This window comes from Aquibacillus salsiterrae (assembly GCF_028416595.1).
GTDB lineage: Bacteria > Bacillota > Bacilli > Bacillales > Amphibacillaceae > Aquibacillus_A > Aquibacillus_A salsiterrae.
On sequence record NZ_JAMQKC010000025.1, the window covers coordinates 24,470 to 43,637 of the forward strand.

The window sequence follows — 19,168 nt, forward strand, 5'->3', positions numbered from 1 at the left end:
TCCATCTGACACGTAAAGCATGTTATTCTATTCATGCAAATACTTACAAATAGCGAGTGACGTGAATTACGACTTATACGCGTTCTTATTGGAGGGAAACAAAATTGAATAAACCTGGAAAACGTTTGCTCATCTTATTGTTGTCATTTGCGTCAGTGCTCTCTTTTAGTACCATCATTTCAGCAAAGGAGGAACCTGCTTTGAAAAACAAATATCGAACAGTTATTGAGATAAAAGATTGGGGAGCAGTTATTACGAAGGTGATCATTGAGCTAGATAAGCCTGTTCCTGTCAATTCGATTAGCAAAGATACGTTTGAAGTTTTTGTAAGCAAAAGTGATAAAAGGTTGGCAGATCCATTTTTGCAAGCTGGATATAGGACCGTAACCAAGGCTTTCGTTTCTGATCAAGATGGTAACCGCAAGAAAAATGGATCAGGAAAATATGCTGTTCTAGAGATGGGGATTGGACCAAAGCCTGACAATTCATTAGGAAATGCACTCAATTACCAAATTAGTACGGGCTATAATGACTGGGTTGACTACCAGTACACAATTACCCAAGTAAAAGATATCCAAACCCATGCGTGTACCTTATCCGGAATAGTCATCAATCAGCTTGCTGGAGAAATTAAAGAACTCGTCGATGATTTTTCAACTGGAACCTTCACATATCAGGATCAAACGTTAACCTACGCCGATTTTGCACCAAAAAAAGACAAAGCAGACCACCCACTCATCGTATGGCTGCATGGAGCGGGTGAAGGTGGAACAGATCCAACTTTACCACTATCAGCAAACAAGGCAGTGAGCTTTGCAACGGATGAAACACAAGCCTATTTTGATGAAGCATATGTTTTAGTCCCACAAACACCTACTTTTTGGATGGACGGTGAAGTAGGCTTTGCAGATGGCACTTCCATTTACGAGGAATCTCTAATGGCACTAATCCGAGATTACGTAGCTAAGCATCCGGACATTGACCCAAATCGAATTTATGTCGGCGGTGCTTCAAACGGAGGATACATGACCATGCTCTTGATCCGCGACTACCCAAGATATTTCGCCGCAGCATTCCCAGTTTGTGAAGGGCTAAATGATGATCTTATTTCGGATGACGATATTTTCAATATGATTAAAACCCCAACCTGGTTTGTCGCTGCTGCAAATGATCCAATCCTACCACCAGCAGAAAACGTAATCCCAACCTATGAAAGAATGATTCAAGCGGGTGGCCAAAATATTCAACTATCGTTATTTGACAATGTTGTCGATACCTCTGGGTTATATAACAATCCAGACGGAATCCCTTGTGAATATAATGGACATTTTTCCTGGACCTATCTGTTCAACAATGTCCCTAAAACAACAATCACAGGAAAAGCAACCACCATCATGGAATGGCTAGCCAACCAATAAGCCAGCGTCCGATGGTAGTAAGGCGATTGACTAAGCAAAAAGATCAGGCACACTAATAGAACTTGTCCATGGATATACCAATTCCCTTAACTAACTCTTTTTCAGTTATTATTTATTGAACTCTACCATCTTGTCCATAAGATACCATACAGAAAACACTATCTTTATTACTTTACCCTAAGATTTAATGCACCATATGGGCTCGGTGGAATATTATATAATGATTGAATTTTTAGTAAGGGATTGGTATGCATGCAAATTAGAGGATATCATCTTGTTCAACCTGGAGAATCTCTTACCACAATTGCTAATACTTATGGTGTTCCAGTTGAACAGCTCATTAAAATAAACAGGATGGAAAACAGACCTCCTGTTATTGGTCAACAATTGATAGTTCCTATTGCTAGTGATTTACGTCAATTGGAATATAAACCGGTAACTGCCTATACCGTTGACCGACCTATTTTGGTTAATGGGGAAGATATTAATACGGGACTATATCCTGTGTTAAATTTTAAACCGGAGAATGCACAGTATCCTTATGTTTATGTTCCAATCGCAGAGTTTCGAAGAGTTGGTGCTACAGTTAGATGGAATGATCAGCAACAACTACTAACAGTAGAATCTAATTATCAAGAGCTTCAAAGTGAAGTTCAACAACTACAAGCTGAAAATGAGCGGTTAAAAGAATTGATCACGATAAATCAGCCAATCGTTTCCCGTGGTAACAGCTCCGGTAATATTGCAAACTGGGGGATTGCAGCCCTTCAAGGGGATTGGGTTTACTTTAGCAATATTAGTCAAGGATATAAGTTATATAAAATGAGACTTGATGGAACGGGTAAGCAATTATTGGCTAGTGATCGTTCGTTGTACATTAACGTTGTAGGTGATTGGATCTACTATATTAATCAATCAGACCAGGCTAAAATGTACAAAGTCCGTACAGATGGTACACAAAAAACAAGAATTGATGATCAGCATTCTGCAACAGTAATATCAGTTGTTGGCGATTGGATTTATTATGTGACTCAGAGTGAGCAGTATAAATTATTTAAAATCAAAACCGATGGAACTGGAAAGACGCAACTAGGCAATGATGCCCTTGTTGAAGAGATGTATGCAACAGAGGATTGGATTTTCTACACATTGCAAAATCAAAACTTAAAAATATTTAAAATTAAACCTGACGGAACACAACGAATACAAGTGACAGAATATGGCGCAAGACAGCTTATTATTGAGGGGGATTGGTTGTATTTTGTTAATCAAACGATGCCCGGAATTTGGCGGGTGAAGTGGGACGGTACGGATCCAACTTCTTTTGAGGCAGAGTACAGTAATCCCAATTCCTTAAATGTGGATAATAATATGATTTACTATGGCTATAGTGATCTCTATAAAACGCCAACAGACTCGCCTGAGCAGATAAAATTAACGCCTGTTTATGGTTATGGAGGTCTTATCAACATTGTTGGTGACTGGTTGTATTTCAGAATAAATTATAACGGTGAAAAGCTGTATCGAATGCGAGTTGATGGGACGGCAGGGGAATTTGTGTATTAAATTAAGAGGGTTACAGATTGCTGAACGAGAAAGCCCACGCAGGTTGAATAACGTCTTTGGACGTGGAATAGAAGGGATGTCAAGTATCACTGATAAATTGAAGATTTGTGGTGCCTCAAGCTCAAAAATTTGAATATGTAAAGGAGCTTCTAGTTACAGTGCCTAGCCCATCAGGGCATAGTAGAAACGCTTTCTGTATAAGAGATAAGGGGTACCATTGAAAAGCGTGCCAGTACACTCGGAACCCACCGCTGCGGGAGTTGAGCTTATATGGACGAATATCCACAATGGTTCCTCCCCCCTTATCTTACTACCTTTCCGTTACGATATTTTGAACTCTGCCAACTTGTCCATCCTTTAGGCGGACTTTAATTCCGTGGGGATGTGTTGGAGAATTAGTTAAGATATCTTTCACTTCTCCTCTAGTAAGATTTCCTGATCTCTGATCTTTCTTTAAGACGATATCTACTGTGCATCCAATTTGTATATTCTTTCTATTTTTTCCATCCATGCTATTCATCCTTTTTTGTGTCTTATATATATTCTAGTTATAACTGATATTTCAGTCCACTAGTGTTTGGAACATGAGGGTACCTCAAGTGGACATGTGTCAGTTAATGGTACCCCCATGCCCAAGTGGGTAATCTTGTTTATGAATATATTTTAATCCAAAAACTGTATTTCATCACCCACATGAATGTCACCAGTTTTTATTACTGAAGCATAAATGCCGAAGTTATTGTTATTTTCTTTAATAACTGTTTTATGTAGACTTGAATCTCGTTCAGCGTTATCAGGATTAACAGTTATAATCATGCATCTTTTACAATGCCCTACAAACTCCATTTCTACTTCACTACCTATTTTAATCCGGCGGCCAATCCATTCGTCCTCAATAAAAGGTTTCTTTTCGATTAATGAAATCATTAAATTAGGGCGAAAACGTCGTGCATCCACTTCCTCTTGTCCCCACAACTCTTCTATTTTAGCTAATGATGCATCTGTTGCAAGTAGAACGTGCTCCACTGCAATAGGTCCAATTGGTACATAGGAAGGTTTATACTTAATCGTAGTTATTTGCCGTTTTGATTTAGTTTCCAGTTCTTTAATTAATTGTTCATTATCCCAATCAAAAACCTCACCATCAGGTGTAATTACCTCCGTTTTGGGATATTCATGCATCGAATCTTCCCCTACAAATCTTGCTTGGTAGCGGACCATTTCTTGAAATTGTGTAATTGTTAAAAAGTCACCTTTTTTTGTTTCATCTAAATAAGCATGACTACGATCTCCGTATAAACCATAGTCCATAATTTTAGTTTGTTGTACACTTTCACCACGGAAAGACTTTACTGGATGACGAACAATTTCTTTTATATGACCGATTAACATTTCATCCACCTCAATATGAATTTCATCATACAATAAGTTTAACAAAAAGCATTAGTTAACTCTACTATATGGAGTCTCGATTCTCCAGACTAGAATTGACACACCTCACTTCGGTACATAGCCCTAAAACCCTAAAACAATTTAGAGATTAAGTTAATAATATCTAGATGATCATGTTCACACGGAATAAAGCCTTATCTATTTTTCTAAATTCTTTCATATACCAAACCACTTTTACCCTTCACGTCATCAAGTCACTTTTACCTAAGTAGACATTTTATCTAAATAATATTATTGATTTTGTACAATTAAACCAATGACATCTTTTGCGCGTTCCTTTAGTATATACAAAAATCTTTCTATACTTGTTAGAAAGATTGACGAGTTAACTTACCGTAGAAGATTAATCTGTTGATAAGGATGTGATTAGGACATGGATTTGCACCAAGTAAATAGACACATTATGAAGGTTGCTTTAGGAGCAATAAAGGCAGATCTAGTAGTAAAGCATGGTACGATAGTAAATGTGCTGACTGGTGAATTAATAAAGGACCAAGATATAGCGATTAGCAAAGGTTGGATAGCTTATATTGGTAATGCTGAACACACAATAGGTCCTTCTACAGAAATAATTAATGCAGAAGGAAAGTATATCTCACCCGGGTTGATTGATGGCCACATGCACGTGGAGAGCACGATGCTTTCCGTTACTGAATTTTCAAAAGTAGCACTAATTAAAGGAATAACTAGTATTATGATGGATCCACACGAAATTGCTAATGTATTTGGTGTAGAAGGTGTTCGGTTAATGCATGAAGAAGGGCAAAGATTACCTCTTAAAGTTTTTACCACTTTCCCCTCTTGTGTTCCAGCGACTGACGATTTAGAAGATGCAGGAGCATCTTTAGATGTAGCACAGATCCAAGAAGGCTTAACATGGGAAAACGTAATTGGACTTGGTGAGGTTATGAATTTTCCAGGTGTCATTAATGGCGATGCCAAAATGCTAGGTGAAATTGAAGCTACATTAAAAGCCAAGAAAACGATCACAGGTCACTTTCCAGATGGAACAGATCAAATGCTTCAAGCTTATATAGCTTCAGGAGTTACTTCCTGTCATGAAACAGTTACCCGTGAACAAGGGTTGGAAAAATTACGTTTAGGGGTGTACGTGATGATACGTGAAGGCTCTACCTGGTGTGACGTTAAGGAAGTCATAAAAATCGTTACAGAAGATAAGGTTAGGATTGATAACATATTATTAGTAACGGATGACGTGTATCCAAATACTTTGGTAGATAAGGGGCATGTCAATCATGTGGTGCGTCGAGCCATCGAGGAAGGTGTCAGACCTATTGACGCTATTCAAATGGCCACTATTAATGTAGCAAGATACTTCAATCTCGATCATGATATTGGAAGTATTGCTCTTGGAAGAAAAGCAGATTTAATTATAATGAAAGATTTATCCAAGGTAGAACCTGAAACGGTGATTTCAGATGGTAAAGTTGTTGTTAAGAAAAATAAAATTATAATTGATTACCCTACCTTCACATATCCTCCACACATTCTTGACTCTGTAAAAGTAGGCAAAACACTTAATCGAGATCATTTTTTATTAAAGTCACGAGCAAATATTGGATCTACGAAAGTAAATGTAATTAAAGTAATCGAAAATAGCGCACGGACAGAAAAGATACAGGTTGAATTACAAGTAAACGATGGTATTATCCAACCAGACATCGCCAATGACATTATCACACTTGCATGTATTGATCGCCACCATCAAAGTGGACAAATTTCTCTCGGTTTTGCTAAAGGATTTCAGTTAAAAGGCGGAGCAGTAGCATCTACAGTCGCTCACGATAGCCACAACTTGCTTGTGATGGGAACTAATGAAACAGATATGGCTTTTGCAGCTAACAAGTTAGTTGAAACTGGCGGGGGAATGATTGTGGTGAAGGACGGTGACGTATTAGGCTTTGTAAGAATGCCAATTGCAGGTCTGATGTCTGATCAACCATTAGAAAAAGTAGTCAAAGAGGTTAAAAGACTTGATGAGAGATGGAATGAATTAGGTTGTACTATGAATGCTCCTTTTATGACGTTTTCATTGATTGCTTTAACCGTAATTCCCGATATAAGAATCTCTAATCGAGGAATTGTGGATGTTGTTGAATTTAAATTAATTTAGTTAGGGTGGCACCATCCATGGATGGATGGCGCCTAGTACCCCATACGTTCTACTTTATCGTTAAGCAATTTTAGAATAGGTTACAAAACCAATTAGATGATGTTCAAAACAGCTTGCACTATATCAAAATATGTACCTATTGTTGAAATTATTATCAGGTACCACTTGTGGACAATAGTCCATGAATGGTGCCTGACCTCTTCTTCCTTATCCAATAAATATGCCGAGGATAAACACTACAGTAAAACCAACTAGACCAATCAAAGTTTCCATAACCGTCCATGTTTTTAATGTATCTTTAACACTTAAACCAAAGTATCGTCCAACTAACCAAAAGCCTGAATCGTTAACGTGTGATAGAACGGTTGCACCGGAAGCAATGGCAATTACGATCAGCCCCAGTACTGGACCATCTAATGCTAAGATTGAAATCAGTGGTGCCATTAATCCTGCTGCAGTTACCATCGAAACGGTTGCAGACCCTTGTGCAACTCGAACGACAGTGGCAATCAAAAACGCCAGTACAATTGGAGGTAATGGAGATCCTGCCATCATATCTCCTAACACTTGACCAACTCCAGAATCAATTAAAACTTGTTTAAATACCCCACCTGCTCCTGTGACAAGGATGATGATACCAGCTGGTTCCAATGCTTTCGTAGCAATATCTTGTACTTCTTGACGTGAGTATCCACGTTTTGTACCAAGGAAAACAAAAGTTAAAATTGTCGCAATTGTTAACGCTACAAATGGGTGCCCTAAGAAAGTTAGAATTTGTCGAGCCATATTTCCTTCTTCTAACAAAACACCAGAAAGCGTATTTAATAAAATCAGGATTAACGGAATAGAGATTAACGAAGCAATAAGACCGAAGCTTGGCAATTCTTTATCGTATTCAATTTCTTCTAAATTCATATACTCAGGTACAAGAACATGCAATTTTTTAGAGATATATTTTGCAAATAGTGGACCAGCGATTATCATCGCAGGCAACCCAGCAATTGCACCAAACAAAATGACCCAACCTAAATCCGCACCAATCAAATCCGCTACTGCAATTGGTCCAGGAGTAGGAGGAATAAAACTATGCGTTACTGCCAATCCCGCCAACAACGGAATTCCATAAAAAAGCAATGATTTGCCTGTCTTTTTAGCTAATCCATAAACAATCGGTACTAAAATGATAAATCCAACATCGAAAAATACCGGAATGGCTACTAAGAAACCGGTTACTCCTAGAGCCCACTGTGCTTTATCTTCACCAAACTTTTTAATAAGTGTTTGCGCTAAACGTTCAGCCCCACCAGATACTTCTAGCATTTGGCCAAACATTGCACCAAGTCCTACAACAACCGCTACAAACCCTAACGTTCCACCCATCCCACTTTGCATCGAAGCAACAACGTCATTTAAAGGCATTCCTGCAAGAATCCCAACAATTAAACTAACTAATAACAACGAAACAAATGCATGTAATTTTGTACGAATAACTAAAAATAAAAGAAGAAAAATACCTGCTAATGCAACAAGAATTAACATTTGATCTGACATATTGTTTCACTACCTTTCTAGTTGTGAAAATTTTATCCATTTTGTAAGTTGTTCAAATAGCCCGGAAAATGACCTACTGATTTTTTTGTTAGCTTTTGTACTTCTTGGTCTTTTCATCCCCCTATACATTAACGCCCGATTGAGCCCTGTTAGCGGCCAAACGGTAGTCAAAGCCCGCCATTAACGCCCGATTGAGCCCTGTTAAGTGCCAAACGGTAGTCAAAGCCCGCCATTAACGCCCGATTGAGCCCTGTTATTAACAGGGTCGTAAAAGATAGATTCATTTTTTGACCAACCACCATGGCACAAGCAACTGATCTTATTTTGCTTCATTGTATGAAATAAATTTTCTTACTTTTTAATTATAAGAAAAAAATTTCTTTTTGCAACCGTTTACGGAAAAATATTTTTTCTTAGATGATATTTTTGTATAATAAAAGAAAGTCCAATCAGGAGAGATTACTATGAAAAAAGATGATCAACCTTGTCTAGTAAAGGTTCGCAGACTTTATCCTAGATTTAGTGTAACCGAGAGAAAAATAGCCGATTATATTCTTCAACACCCATCGAAAATTATTCATTCTTCCATTAATCAATTAGCAGAGGATTTAAATGTTGCAGATTCATCCGTTTTTCGATTCTGTAAACGCATTGGGTATAAAGGCTACCAAGCAATGAAAATCGCACTTGCTTCTGAAATAGTGACTCCGCTTCAGGATGTTCACGAAAATGTTGATAAAGATGATACACTGGATACAATAACAACCAAGGTCTTTAACACCCATATCAAAACGTTGGAAGATACATTAGCTGTTTTTGATGAAGAACAATTACAACAAGCTGTAAACACTATAATTTCGGCAGATTCTGTACATTTTTTTGGTAGTGGGGGATCAAATATTATTGCGTTAGATGCCTATCACAAATTAATACGAACAGGTTTAAGGGTCCATGCGGTGAGTGACACACACATGCAATTAATGGTAGCATCTCAAATGAGTGAAAAAGATTGCGCAATTTTCATATCTCACTCTGGCTCTTCAAAGGATATACTTCACCTGTTAAATATTATTAAATCAACCGGGGCAAAGACAGTAGCTATTACCAACTTTGCAAAAACACCTCTTAGTGCTGCAGTGAATATTCCATTATTTACTGTATCAAGTGAAACTGAGTTTCGTTCGGAAGCAATTTCATCAAGAATTGCTCAAATGACACTTATTGATGTTCTATACGTGAATATTTTGTTAAAACTTGGAGATAAGGGTCAAGAAGCTCTAAAAAAGATGCGAGAAGCTATCTCAGTTAAGCGAATTTGACAAATCAAAGAAGTAAGTTAAAGGGGAAAGTTATAGAGGGCTGCCCACTATGGGGGAAGCAAAAGGGACATGTCCCCCGCTTCCTTTTAGATTTTTTTAAAATCTCTCCCAGAAGGACTCTGGAATAATTGAAGACCAAATTCCGGTGCAATTGCAAGGAGATGGTCAAATATATCTGATTGGATGGATTCATACACAGCCCATCTAATGTCATTGGTGAAGGCATATATTTCAATTGGCAAACCATTTTCACTTGGTGCTAGCTGTCTAACCATCAGAATCATGTCCTGACGAATTCCAGGATGTTGTTGGAGATAATGGCTAATATAAGCTCTAAAAACACCGACATTCGTTAACGCACGTCCATTTACTCGATTTTCCTTATTAACATTTCTCTCCGTATTGTATGCAGCAATTTCATTTTCCTTATTGGTTATATAGTCGTGAAGGTAGTGGATTTTTTTATAATTTTCAATCATTTCCTCTGAGCAAAACGTGATACTATTTGTATCAATAAGTAAAGACCGCATAATCCGACGTCCGCCAGCAGTCTGCATCCCTCTCCAGTTTTTAAAAGAATCTGAAATAAGGGCATAACTCGGTATCATCGTAATTGTCATATCCCAATTTTGGACCTTTACTGTATGTAAAGAAATATCAATCACGTCTCCATCTGCCCCGTATTTTGGCATTTCAATCCAGTCACCCACACGAACCATATCGTTGGCAGTTAATTGAACCCCCGCTACAAGGCCTAGTATAGAATCTTTAAAGATTAACATGAGCACAGCTGACAATGCACCGACACCACTGAGAAGTATAAAAGGACTTTCTCCCAGTAGATTCCCAATTATAATAACCCCACCGAGGATGAACACTATAATCTTTACCACCTGGATATATCCCTTTATCGGCTTAACCTTGGATATATCAAACGTTTGATAAATATCATTTATCGCATTTAGTAAACTATTCATGACCATTAAGCCTACAATGATGAGATAAGCTATCGCTCCCTTCCCTATTAGGTATTGATAGGTTGGAAAGGTGGAAGCAAACAAATAGATAATAATGGCAGGAACAATATGCGATAGCTTTTGAAAAACCTTTCTTTCCAAAAGCATGTCATCCCACTTGAACTTATTATTAATAATGATGTGAGTGAGAAGCCTCATCACTATCTTTTTCGTAATAATATTTGCTATGATAGAAATAAGCACGATAAATAGGATGATCAAAAATATAGCAAGATACTTAGAAACGACAGGATCCATCCCATATTCTACAAGTTGATTCCGAATAAATTCCATTTTCCCACTCCCGTTCAGATCTCCTCCCCATACAAGGGACCCTTTCACCCTAACACGACGTTCCCTTTAGGTATATACCCATTACCCATTTTACATTTTTAATTAAGAAGCAAAAGGGACTTATCCACGCCTCGTTTTACTGTTGGAGGCCAAGAACCATCCCTGCGCTTATCTTAACTATTTTTTCAGTCTTCTTGGTTTAACTGTTGCTCTAGTGCCTCGACTCGCCTTTCAAGCGTCTTCATTTGTTCGTGTAAGTCTGTATATTCTTGGTGTGTAAGCGGTACATACTGAACTTTGGTTTCACTTGATACAAATTCTATCTCAAAAGTCTGTCCAGATACTTCTCGAAGAGCCTCAAATATAACAGATTTATATCTATGCTCTAACCATTCTTTACTAAAAGTATTTTTTGCTTTAACAGTGATGACATCATTTTTTATGTCAGCAGTTGTCTCGAAAAACCATGTCTCGAACGAAGGTTTGTTTAATTTTCCTTTTAACTTATCTAGAACTTCTGACCACAATTCACTACTCACGATTCATCATCCTTTTGATTTCAAACCTATTGTTTTTTTGGAAGACTAAAATGAAATGATTTTCAAAGAAGAGTGTTTAATAAAACATTGATTTTAGTCGCCAAGTCCCAATTCCTATACTACTACAAAGCAAATTGCCTTTTAATCATTTTTGCCACTTCACCCTGATTACAAGTCTGCACCATTTATTTTAACACATTCTAATTACAATCACTTTTCAAACCAGGCTTCTTTAAATAACAAAATCCCTTCACCTGTTTTAATATTGCCACTTTGTATCTCTTCTTTAAGAAACGAATAAAGTTGTATATATAATGGATCTCCCTTTTCTTCAAAGGTAGGTGTTATTTCCAACATAAAAATCCTCCTACATTTCAAACTGGCATTATAAATTATATCAGAACTGGCACTTACAACAATGTCAGTTACCATTTATAATCAGGATAATCATTATTTTTGGGAGGAAAAAGAGATGTATCATACGAAAAATGTCACATATAAGCACAATGCACCGGTAAATGAAAAAGAACTATCCATTTTATTTAAGAGTTCGGGGATAAACAGACCTTCAGAAGACTTAAACCGATTAAAAAAAATGATAGATAATGCTGATATTACCCTTACAGCTTGGGCTAATGATAAATTAATTGGGATTGCCCGTGCTATTACTGATTATTGCTATTGTTGCTATTTATCTGATTTAGCTATTCATCGTGATTATCAACAGCAAGGAATCGGGGAAACACTTGTTGATATGCTTCGGGAGAACATCGGGGAAGAAGTTGCTCTGATCTTATTAGCCTCACCCACCGCAATGGAGTATTACCCGAAAATTGGGTTTGAGAAAATAGACAACGGCTTTAAAATAGCAAGAACCCGATAAGGGAAGCATGGGGGCGGTTCTTTCGCTTCCTTGCTTTGATTTACAAAGTAAGAGAACGTCTCCTCGTTATACCGACTTGAGCTCCCTACATCTGATTCAGCACCGTCGTTAACATTATGTCAATCTTTTTTATGTTTTTTCACAAAAAAGTCATACCATTGTTACTTGTTTGTGAATGAGTGCACAAACATATTTTGGATACTTCTTTATCGTGTTATTATACACCCATAGACAACAAACAACGCTTAGTCACAAAACATCATGTGAAATGATGAACAATAAAAAAGGAGATGTTGAACATGTTAGAATTATTAAGAAGAAACAATGTCGTTGCTGGTGTATTAGCTGTTATTCGAATTTATCTTGGTTATTCTTGGATTACTGGTGGTTGGGGGAAAATTACTGGGGGCGGTTTTGATGCAAGTGGCTTCCTAAACGGAGCAATTGCTCAATCAACTGGTGAGAACCCTGCTGTCCAAGGCTGGTGGGCTACATTTTTAGAAAACGTTGCTCTTCCAAATGCAGGTCTTTTCTCTTTCCTAGTTATGTGGGGCGAAGTACTAGTCGGGATGGCGTTAATCTTAGGTCTTTTCACTAATTTCGCCGTACTAATGGGCATGACAATGAACTTCGCGTTCCTGTTTAGTGGTACAGTCAGCACAAACGGTCAAATGATTTTACTTGGCATCTTCGTTCTAGTAGCTGGCGCAAACGCTGGTAAATTTGGTTTAGATCGTTATGCAATGCCATACCTTAAAGTACAATACAAGAAAATCACTCACAAAGAAACAACTAAAAAAACTGTAGAGGCCTAAATGTAAAAATATAGATAATCAAGGCACCATCAATAAGACAACGGTCTTTTGATGGTGCCTTGATTTTAGTATTTGACTGTTTCAATAGTCAAGAGATTTTCTTATCTTTCGAAGAACCCTCTCTTTTTGTCACGAGCTCGAACAACCCTGTAGCTGCTAACCCCGCAACTCCGCCTGCCCATATTCTCGGGACGAGTGCTAGGTCTGCAAATGGATAGGCAAGGATACCAAGCACAATTCCAATCAGAAAACTACCTAGAGGGAGATAATTTTTCTTCACGGTCACTGTTTTTTTCACTAACTGTACAAGCGCAGAAACAATTGGCGTTAAAACAGTTGCAAAAGATAACACCTGTTCCATGATTATCACCTCACAAAAGTGTACGATTTTATAAGGTGTGTAATGACAATTTTTTAAGATTACTTAGCATCTCCTGTATGCCATCACCCTAACTCGAGGATTTGAGGGATTGTTTTTAACTTTACCAATATTAGTTTGTCGCGCCGTTAGTCAGGCTACTTTGTTATGTATGAGGAAGCACAGAAATCATCCCCGCGCTTCCACTAACTCAATAATTCTCGGATATCTTCTTCAGTTAGTATCTCTATTTGGTTATCATTTGGATCAATAATTTCTTCAATTAAATGACGTTTTTTCTCTTGCAATACATTCATTTTTTCCTCAATTGTCCCTTTGGCCACAAGTTTAATCACTTGAACAGCGCGTTTCTGACCAATCCGGTGGGCGCGGTCTGCCGCTTGCTCTTCAACGGCAGGATTCCACCAGCTATCATAAAAAATAACGGTATCTGCACCAGTTAGATTTAGTCCTGTTCCACCTGCTTTTAAAGAAATAAGAAAAATATCGCGCTCCCCTTGATTATATCGCTCGCATAGTTCTACTCTTTCTTCTGCTCCGGTTTGTCCATCTAAATAAAAATATGGTAGTCCTTGGTAAGCTAATTCTTGCCCAATCAGCTGTAACATCTTTGTGAATTGGGAAAAAACCAACACACGTCTACCAGCCAGCCTTGATTGTTCGATGATGCTCTTCAGTTGTTCAAATTTGGCGGAGCTTCCTTGATAACCGTCAACAAACAAGGCTGGGTGACAGCATAATTGACGAAGACGAGTTAAACCAGCAAGTATTTTGATTTTATTTTTCCTAATTGTCTCCTGGTCTAAATGTTTAAACGTATCATGGCGCAGCTTGGCCAAATAGCTACTGTACAGCTTCTTTTGGTCAGGAAGTAGCTCCGCATAATCGATTGTTTCCCTTTTCTCAGGCAACTGACCTAGTACATCTTCCTTAACCCTTCTTAACATAAATGGGCGAATTCTTCGAGCAATTTGTTTATTCGTTAATTCACTAAATTCCTGTAACCCAAGGAACAATTCAGGAAAAACAACATGAAAGATTGCCCAAAGCTCCTCGAGTGCATTTTCCATTGGTGTACCTGTTAGAGCAAACCGATGATTCGCCTCGATTTTTTTTACGACACGAGCTGTTTGCGTTAATGGATTTTTAAATACTTGTGCTTCATCAAAAAATACAACATGAAATTTCATGCCCTCGTAGCTTTTGATATCACTCCGTAATAGTGGATAGCTCGTGATGATCACGTCAAAATCTGTCCATGTTTGCACAAGTTTCAGTCGCTCTGCCTTCGTACCGTCCACAATTAGTGTCTCTAGCTCTGGTGCAAATTTCGTCATTTCCTTTTGCCAATTATAGGTTACGGACGACGGACAGACTATCAGAGCCGGTTGCTTATCCGGACGAATGGTAGACAGTTCCGATAGAATAAACGCAATACTTTGAATCGTCTTCCCGAGCCCCATGTCATCAGCTAGAATCCCACCAAAGCCATAGCTAGCAAGAGACTTCAACCATTTAAATCCATCTTTCTGATAAGGATGCAACGTGTCTTTTAACCGCTCTGGAACGCTAAACTCTAATTGTTCCGGCTGCTGAATGGTAGACAAAAACGTGCGAAAGGATTTTTCAAGTGTTATTACATCACTATCCCCCATCTGATTAAGGATCCGCAGCCCTTCTACGACCTTGACTTCCAACTGTTTCTCCCATTCATTGCTAGGAATAGCCTGCAAAAATCTCTTAATCTCGTCCATTTCCTTCGTCTCCAAGGACAACAGTGCACCATCCTTCAAGCGGTAATATTTCCGTTTTTCTTCTAATGCAGCTAACACTTCCTTGATTTCTTGTTCCTTTACCCCATCCATCTCGAAGGTAAAATCAAGCCAATTCGTGCGCTCCTTTTTATGCTTTACTTTTATTTTAGGAAACTTACTTTTAGGTGCTATTCGTATTCTAACTGCAGTTGTTGCATATACATTTGTAAGCTTCTGCAATTTCGGTAACTGATGGTATAAAAAGTTATATTCTAACGCTTCATTTTGGAGAATATAACCACTATCAGTTTGGCTAAACTCACTTTCTTTCATTAATAGCAGAATTTTTTCTTCCTTCTCTATATCCCTAATAATCAACGAGCCTACCTGAATGCTGCGCTGGTCGAGTGGATTAATGACCACATTTTCATAATGAAATTCGAGCCCTGCAAGTAAGCGATTGTGCACTCGGTCCACGTACAGTTTTGCCTGAAGCGGTGTTTTTTGTAACTCATTGGTCATTTCTCCTGCTAAATGAACCTCGCCCATTTTTCTTAGAGAAGGTACCAGCTTTTCCATGAAATACTTTAATTGGTGTGTGGCGATTGGAATTTCGTTTGAGCCTGAATGATCCATCATCCGCTTTAATTCAAAGAGACGTTCTACTTCTCCTCTGTTTATCCCAACCATTTTCCCATCATATAAAACAGTGTCATACTCTTTTAATACCACCATGTCATTTAGGCCGTTAATGAATAGGCTATATCCAGTTTGTTTGTTCCCTGTAAACTCGAATGTTAATGGTAATGGTTCATCCACTAACTGAAAAGGAAAAAGCTGCTGATCCGGTTGCAACCATCCTTCGGGCGCACGTGCCAACAATGGTTCTAACCTCTTCCAGGCAGAAGCAGGAATAAGTAGAACCTGTTTATTTTCACCCTTATTACTTGTGGGCATTGCCCGTTGATACATTTTTTCATCAAGCATAATTAGAAGTAGCTCTTTGATAATGACATTCGTTTCTTCGTTAAAACAATGGTGCGTTGGATCATATACCAAGTCCTGATCGATGACATGCGCGTTAGCCTCTCTTACATTTTCAAGAAATTCACGAATAACTACTGTTTGACGGGAAGGCAATCGGATTTCCATGCCTAACATCATCTTTTCTTTACCGATTCCAATCACTTTACAAACAAAAGTGATTGCAAGGACTTGTCTATTTTCAAAATGAACTTGCTGACCGCTATTAGTAGTAGGCTTCTGAAATAGTTGAAGTAATCCATCAGAAAGTTCCCCACCTGTCGTATAATCAGGCTCGACAATCAACTGGTGATTGTTCTCCTCTTCATGTTTCTGCCAAGCAATGAATACGGCTGCAATATGCTGGCAATCCTTTTGAAAAGAAGCTAGCGATGGACAACTACAAGTCGCTGTGTATCCATTATTACTTTTCTCGATTTTGACATGAAAGTCTTCCATCCCTTTAACGGTAGCTCGCAAGGAATCATTAGTTACTTTTTCCACCACCACTTTACCTTTCCGATAAAAAGCATCCCCTTTTTTATAAGAGACAACCCCACACCGCTCTTGGATAACTTTCTTATTCAAATTCATATGCAAGATTGCCTCCTTTTGCTCCAACTCATTAACGTGTTACTCTATTACCTAGCCATAGAAAGCAAGAATATTTTCATCGGATTAATGTGAAATGATGAACAATTAAGAAAAGCGCAAATCGCGCCTTGCTAAACTAAGGCAGGCATAAGACCAGCCCTGACGTGGCTGTCGCTGATGTTACGCTTGGATTTTTTTATACTTTTGTATCTTTTTAAGAAGAAAGCGAGGCACAGTTCTGTCGCTCTGCTTTGGAAGCACGAAAACTTGTCACCATGCCTCACCTCATCTGCCACAGCATTTTTTATATTTTTCCCGCTACCACATGTGCAGGAATCGTTCCTACCTATAATTTTAATAGTCTAACATTATTTTTAAATTTAAGGAAGCAAAGGGCAAGTTAACATCTCTAAATCATATAAATGAAGATCCAAACGATTCCCGCAGTACCATGCTTCCCTCCACCTCTAAAATAGACCCCTATGTTAACAACATTCCGAATGGAGCAGAATTATTAAAGGAATAAAAAAATCAGACACCAATCATGGACAAGTGTCTACAGCCGGTGCCTGACTTATTTTTTATTCCTCTGTTTTACTATGATGCAATGGTGGAGGGATTAGCCAACCTTTTTCTTTATTTAGACGTAATACTTTCCCGCCTAATGTTGCCTTTTCCACATGAAACTGCCCAAACAGCATTGCGATATCTTCTCTAATGGATTGTCCGATTATTTGACTACAAGTAACTAAACCGGCTGCAATGTTCATGGATAAGGATGCGGCTATTTCTTGATCCTGAAATCTTGCGCCTACAGGTATGTCTTCCACGTTCGCCTTAGGACGCTCTGGGGGTGTTGGAGGTAAACCTACTCCATTTTCTTTTAGCACAGTTTCAACTTGCTTGATCTCTTGTTGGCATTGACTAATTGATTCTTCTAATACCTTATGCAAATCATGATCACCTGCATGATTTAACTGTGTTTGATACGCTGCTACATAGCCTTTCGATGTTTGCAAGAAGGACCAAAGAGAAAATACTTCTCCATAATGTAATGGTTCATTTTGCGGATTACCACTTAAGATTCCCATAACTACACTCCTTAGTGTTGTATTGAATTTCATATATTCTCCTTTTAGAACTTTTGTGGGAGAGCTAAGGTAAGTATTCGCCAAAAAATAATTTTTAATCTTAAGCGGCAATGTTTTTATCAGTTTTATTGTAATGGTTAGGAAGCGAAAAATCCGTCCCCCTGCTTCTATTTTTCTTCCGCTAGTGCTTCTCGGTCATTGAACATTGGTGGTTTTTCAAGCCAGCCGTTTTTGATCATCAGGCTTGCACCATCCTCGACGTACAATCCAATTTCTCCAATTAACTTCGTGTATCTTAAGGCGAGGTCACGGCGTTGGGCGACGGACAACGCCGCACCATAGTATCCAATCGCAACTGAAATTAATGTTACAACGTGAAATAACATGAGCTTGTCAGAAAAAGGTGCAATGGTAGAATCAGTAATTTCTGATTGCCAATTTTTCGGTGCAGGAAGATGGTCGTCAGATAGGAATTCCTTCATCTCTTTAATTTGTCTTTCGCATATTTTTGCCCCGCGTTGAAAATAAGATCTTAATGCCTTAGATTCCGCAACTTGACTAAAAGCGAGTTCTAGGACAACCTTTACTGTAGTTTTGACAATATTATAATGAAGCCCACTAACTTCAACCGCGTTCAGTGGCCTTTTTTTGCCAAACCAACCCGCTAAATATTGTTGGTCATCGACAAACTCAACGCCATCCGGTGGGTTTAGGTGCGGTGGTTTACTTATAATTCCTTTTTTCAACATTAAGCCGATAATACGATCATAAAGGGTTGATGCCTCGTTAATACATGCACTAAAGTAGTCTCTTTGATCTTTACGAACGGAGGTCGTCATACATAACGAATAACTATTCATCCCATGAAGCCCCATTACCTGCATATACACTAAAATAAGGTTATCCGAAAAAAGCTGTGGTGCATGCTTGTTTACATCCTTCTTCGTGAACCCTTTTGGTATGGGGTAATTTTCCTTTTTCAACATTGGTTTAATCTTTTTTATATGAGAATTAGATAGATCAAGCGAATGCTCTAGCAGTTTAATTGTATCTTTATCCTTGCAGTGCTCCAACATATGGGAAATTACACAAATAGACATTGAATCATTCATATATTGCGCCCAAAGATTGGCTATTTCGACGGAGGTCAATCGATTGTCATTATTCTTTGTCATCAAAACACTCCTAATATGTAAATATAACCGATGTTATTTTATCCTGAATTTCGAGCCTGTGGATAAATAAACTTATCAACAGGCTTGTTTTTAAGATTTTTGGTTATTATGTACATTTATGGGAATCTTAAATCAACCTTACTTGATTATTTTACGCAAAAGCCC

The 19,168-nt window shown here is 38.2% G+C and carries 16 protein-coding genes; 6 read left to right on the plus strand and 10 right to left on the minus strand.

Annotated features, from left to right (window positions below; genetic code table 11):
* Positions 1–104: 104 nt before the first annotated feature.
* Both NC799_RS15905 and NC799_RS15910 read left to right on the plus strand, forming a co-directional pair.
* Positions 105–1,418 (plus strand): prolyl oligopeptidase family serine peptidase, encoded by a 1,314-nt coding sequence (locus tag NC799_RS15905; RefSeq protein WP_417006695.1) that lies wholly within the window; start codon positions 105–107, stop codon positions 1,416–1,418.
* A 252-nt stretch (positions 1,419–1,670) separates the two neighbouring features.
* Positions 1,671–2,984 carry a DUF5050 domain-containing protein gene (locus NC799_RS15910; protein ID WP_272447427.1) on the plus strand — a complete coding sequence of 438 codons (1,314 nt, stop codon included), beginning with the start codon at positions 1,671–1,673 and terminating at the stop codon, positions 2,982–2,984.
* A gap of 310 nt (positions 2,985–3,294) precedes the next feature.
* On the opposite strand, the gene NC799_RS15915 is transcribed toward NC799_RS15910, so the two are convergent.
* Complete coding sequence (locus tag NC799_RS15915) at positions 3,295–3,495, minus strand: YwbE family protein (RefSeq protein ID WP_272447428.1); 201 nt, start codon at positions 3,493–3,495, stop codon at positions 3,295–3,297.
* 152 nt (positions 3,496–3,647) lie between these two features.
* A complete protein-coding gene (locus NC799_RS15920) occupies positions 3,648–4,376 on the minus strand; it encodes an MOSC domain-containing protein (protein WP_272447429.1) in 729 nt (242 codons plus the stop codon).
* A gap of 433 nt (positions 4,377–4,809) precedes the next feature.
* Between NC799_RS15920 and ade the strand changes: the two genes are divergently transcribed.
* Positions 4,810–6,570, plus strand: a complete 1,761-nt coding sequence (ade, locus tag NC799_RS15925) for an adenine deaminase (RefSeq protein ID WP_272447430.1) — start codon at positions 4,810–4,812, stop codon at positions 6,568–6,570.
* Between the two features lie 207 nt (positions 6,571–6,777).
* Here the strand turns inward: ade and NC799_RS15930 are convergent, their stop codons facing one another.
* Entirely contained in the window at positions 6,778–8,121 is a 1,344-nt protein-coding gene (locus NC799_RS15930; RefSeq protein WP_272447431.1) for a GntP family permease, read from the minus strand.
* 464 nt (positions 8,122–8,585) lie between these two features.
* Here NC799_RS15930 and NC799_RS15935 point away from each other — a divergent pair, with 464 nt between their 5' ends.
* Positions 8,586–9,440, plus strand: coding sequence for a MurR/RpiR family transcriptional regulator (locus NC799_RS15935; protein ID WP_272447432.1), 855 nt, complete (start codon positions 8,586–8,588; stop codon positions 9,438–9,440).
* Positions 9,441–9,526: 86 nt separating this feature from the next.
* On the opposite strand, the gene NC799_RS15940 is transcribed toward NC799_RS15935, so the two are convergent.
* The 3 genes from NC799_RS15940 to NC799_RS15950 form a co-directional block, all read right to left on the minus strand.
* Complete coding sequence (locus NC799_RS15940; protein WP_272447433.1) at positions 9,527–10,750, minus strand: mechanosensitive ion channel family protein; 1,224 nt, start codon at positions 10,748–10,750, stop codon at positions 9,527–9,529.
* Between the two features lie 185 nt (positions 10,751–10,935).
* Positions 10,936–11,289: a DnaA N-terminal domain-containing protein gene (locus tag NC799_RS15945; protein WP_272447434.1), complete on the minus strand. Its 354-nt coding sequence runs from the start codon at positions 11,287–11,289 to the stop codon at positions 10,936–10,938.
* A gap of 210 nt (positions 11,290–11,499) precedes the next feature.
* Positions 11,500–11,646 carry a hypothetical protein gene (locus NC799_RS15950; protein ID WP_272447435.1) on the minus strand — a complete coding sequence of 49 codons (147 nt, stop codon included), beginning with the start codon at positions 11,644–11,646 and terminating at the stop codon, positions 11,500–11,502.
* A 115-nt stretch (positions 11,647–11,761) separates the two neighbouring features.
* Here NC799_RS15950 and NC799_RS15955 point away from each other — a divergent pair, with 115 nt between their 5' ends.
* Together NC799_RS15955 and NC799_RS15960 are read left to right on the plus strand one after the other, a co-directional pair.
* Positions 11,762–12,172: a GNAT family N-acetyltransferase gene (locus NC799_RS15955; protein WP_272447436.1), complete on the plus strand. Its 411-nt coding sequence runs from the start codon at positions 11,762–11,764 to the stop codon at positions 12,170–12,172.
* A gap of 299 nt (positions 12,173–12,471) precedes the next feature.
* Positions 12,472–12,987 (plus strand): DoxX family protein, encoded by a 516-nt coding sequence (locus tag NC799_RS15960; RefSeq protein ID WP_272447437.1) that lies wholly within the window; start codon positions 12,472–12,474, stop codon positions 12,985–12,987.
* Between the two features lie 88 nt (positions 12,988–13,075).
* On the opposite strand, the gene NC799_RS15965 is transcribed toward NC799_RS15960, so the two are convergent.
* The 4 genes from NC799_RS15965 to NC799_RS15980 form a co-directional block, all read right to left on the minus strand.
* Positions 13,076–13,348 carry a holin gene (locus NC799_RS15965; RefSeq protein WP_272447438.1) on the minus strand — a complete coding sequence of 91 codons (273 nt, stop codon included), beginning with the start codon at positions 13,346–13,348 and terminating at the stop codon, positions 13,076–13,078.
* Positions 13,349–13,551: 203 nt separating this feature from the next.
* Positions 13,552–16,737, minus strand: a complete 3,186-nt coding sequence (locus NC799_RS15970; protein WP_417006696.1) for an SNF2 helicase associated domain-containing protein — start codon at positions 16,735–16,737, stop codon at positions 13,552–13,554.
* A 581-nt stretch (positions 16,738–17,318) separates the two neighbouring features.
* Positions 17,319–17,828, minus strand: coding sequence for a DUF3231 family protein (locus tag NC799_RS15975; RefSeq protein ID WP_272447440.1), 510 nt, complete (start codon positions 17,826–17,828; stop codon positions 17,319–17,321).
* A 167-nt stretch (positions 17,829–17,995) separates the two neighbouring features.
* Positions 17,996–19,003, minus strand: a complete 1,008-nt coding sequence (locus NC799_RS15980; protein ID WP_272447441.1) for a DUF3231 family protein — start codon at positions 19,001–19,003, stop codon at positions 17,996–17,998.
* Between the last annotated feature and the right edge of the window lie 165 nt (positions 19,004–19,168).

Coding starts and splice junctions, on each gene's coding strand:
- NC799_RS15915 (WP_272447428.1), bottom strand. CDS start 3,495: ATGGATGGAAAAAATAGAAAGAATATACAAATTGGATGCACAGTAGAT.
- NC799_RS15980 (WP_272447441.1), bottom strand. CDS start 19,003: ATGACAAAGAATAATGACAATCGATTGACCTCCGTCGAAATAGCCAAT.
- NC799_RS15970 (WP_417006696.1), bottom strand. CDS start 16,737: ATGAATTTGAATAAGAAAGTTATCCAAGAGCGGTGTGGGGTTGTCTCT.
- NC799_RS15975 (WP_272447440.1), bottom strand. CDS start 17,828: ATGGGAATCTTAAGTGGTAATCCGCAAAATGAACCATTACATTATGGA.
- NC799_RS15910 (WP_272447427.1), top strand. CDS start 1,671: ATGCAAATTAGAGGATATCATCTTGTTCAACCTGGAGAATCTCTTACC.
- NC799_RS15935 (WP_272447432.1), top strand. CDS start 8,586: ATGAAAAAAGATGATCAACCTTGTCTAGTAAAGGTTCGCAGACTTTAT.
- NC799_RS15940 (WP_272447433.1), bottom strand. CDS start 10,750: ATGGAATTTATTCGGAATCAACTTGTAGAATATGGGATGGATCCTGTC.
- ade (WP_272447430.1), top strand. CDS start 4,810: ATGGATTTGCACCAAGTAAATAGACACATTATGAAGGTTGCTTTAGGA.
- NC799_RS15950 (WP_272447435.1), bottom strand. CDS start 11,646: ATGTTGGAAATAACACCTACCTTTGAAGAAAAGGGAGATCCATTATAT.
- NC799_RS15955 (WP_272447436.1), top strand. CDS start 11,762: ATGTATCATACGAAAAATGTCACATATAAGCACAATGCACCGGTAAAT.
- NC799_RS15930 (WP_272447431.1), bottom strand. CDS start 8,121: ATGTCAGATCAAATGTTAATTCTTGTTGCATTAGCAGGTATTTTTCTT.
- NC799_RS15960 (WP_272447437.1), top strand. CDS start 12,472: ATGTTAGAATTATTAAGAAGAAACAATGTCGTTGCTGGTGTATTAGCT.
- NC799_RS15920 (WP_272447429.1), bottom strand. CDS start 4,376: ATGTTAATCGGTCATATAAAAGAAATTGTTCGTCATCCAGTAAAGTCT.
- NC799_RS15965 (WP_272447438.1), bottom strand. CDS start 13,348: ATGGAACAGGTGTTATCTTTTGCAACTGTTTTAACGCCAATTGTTTCT.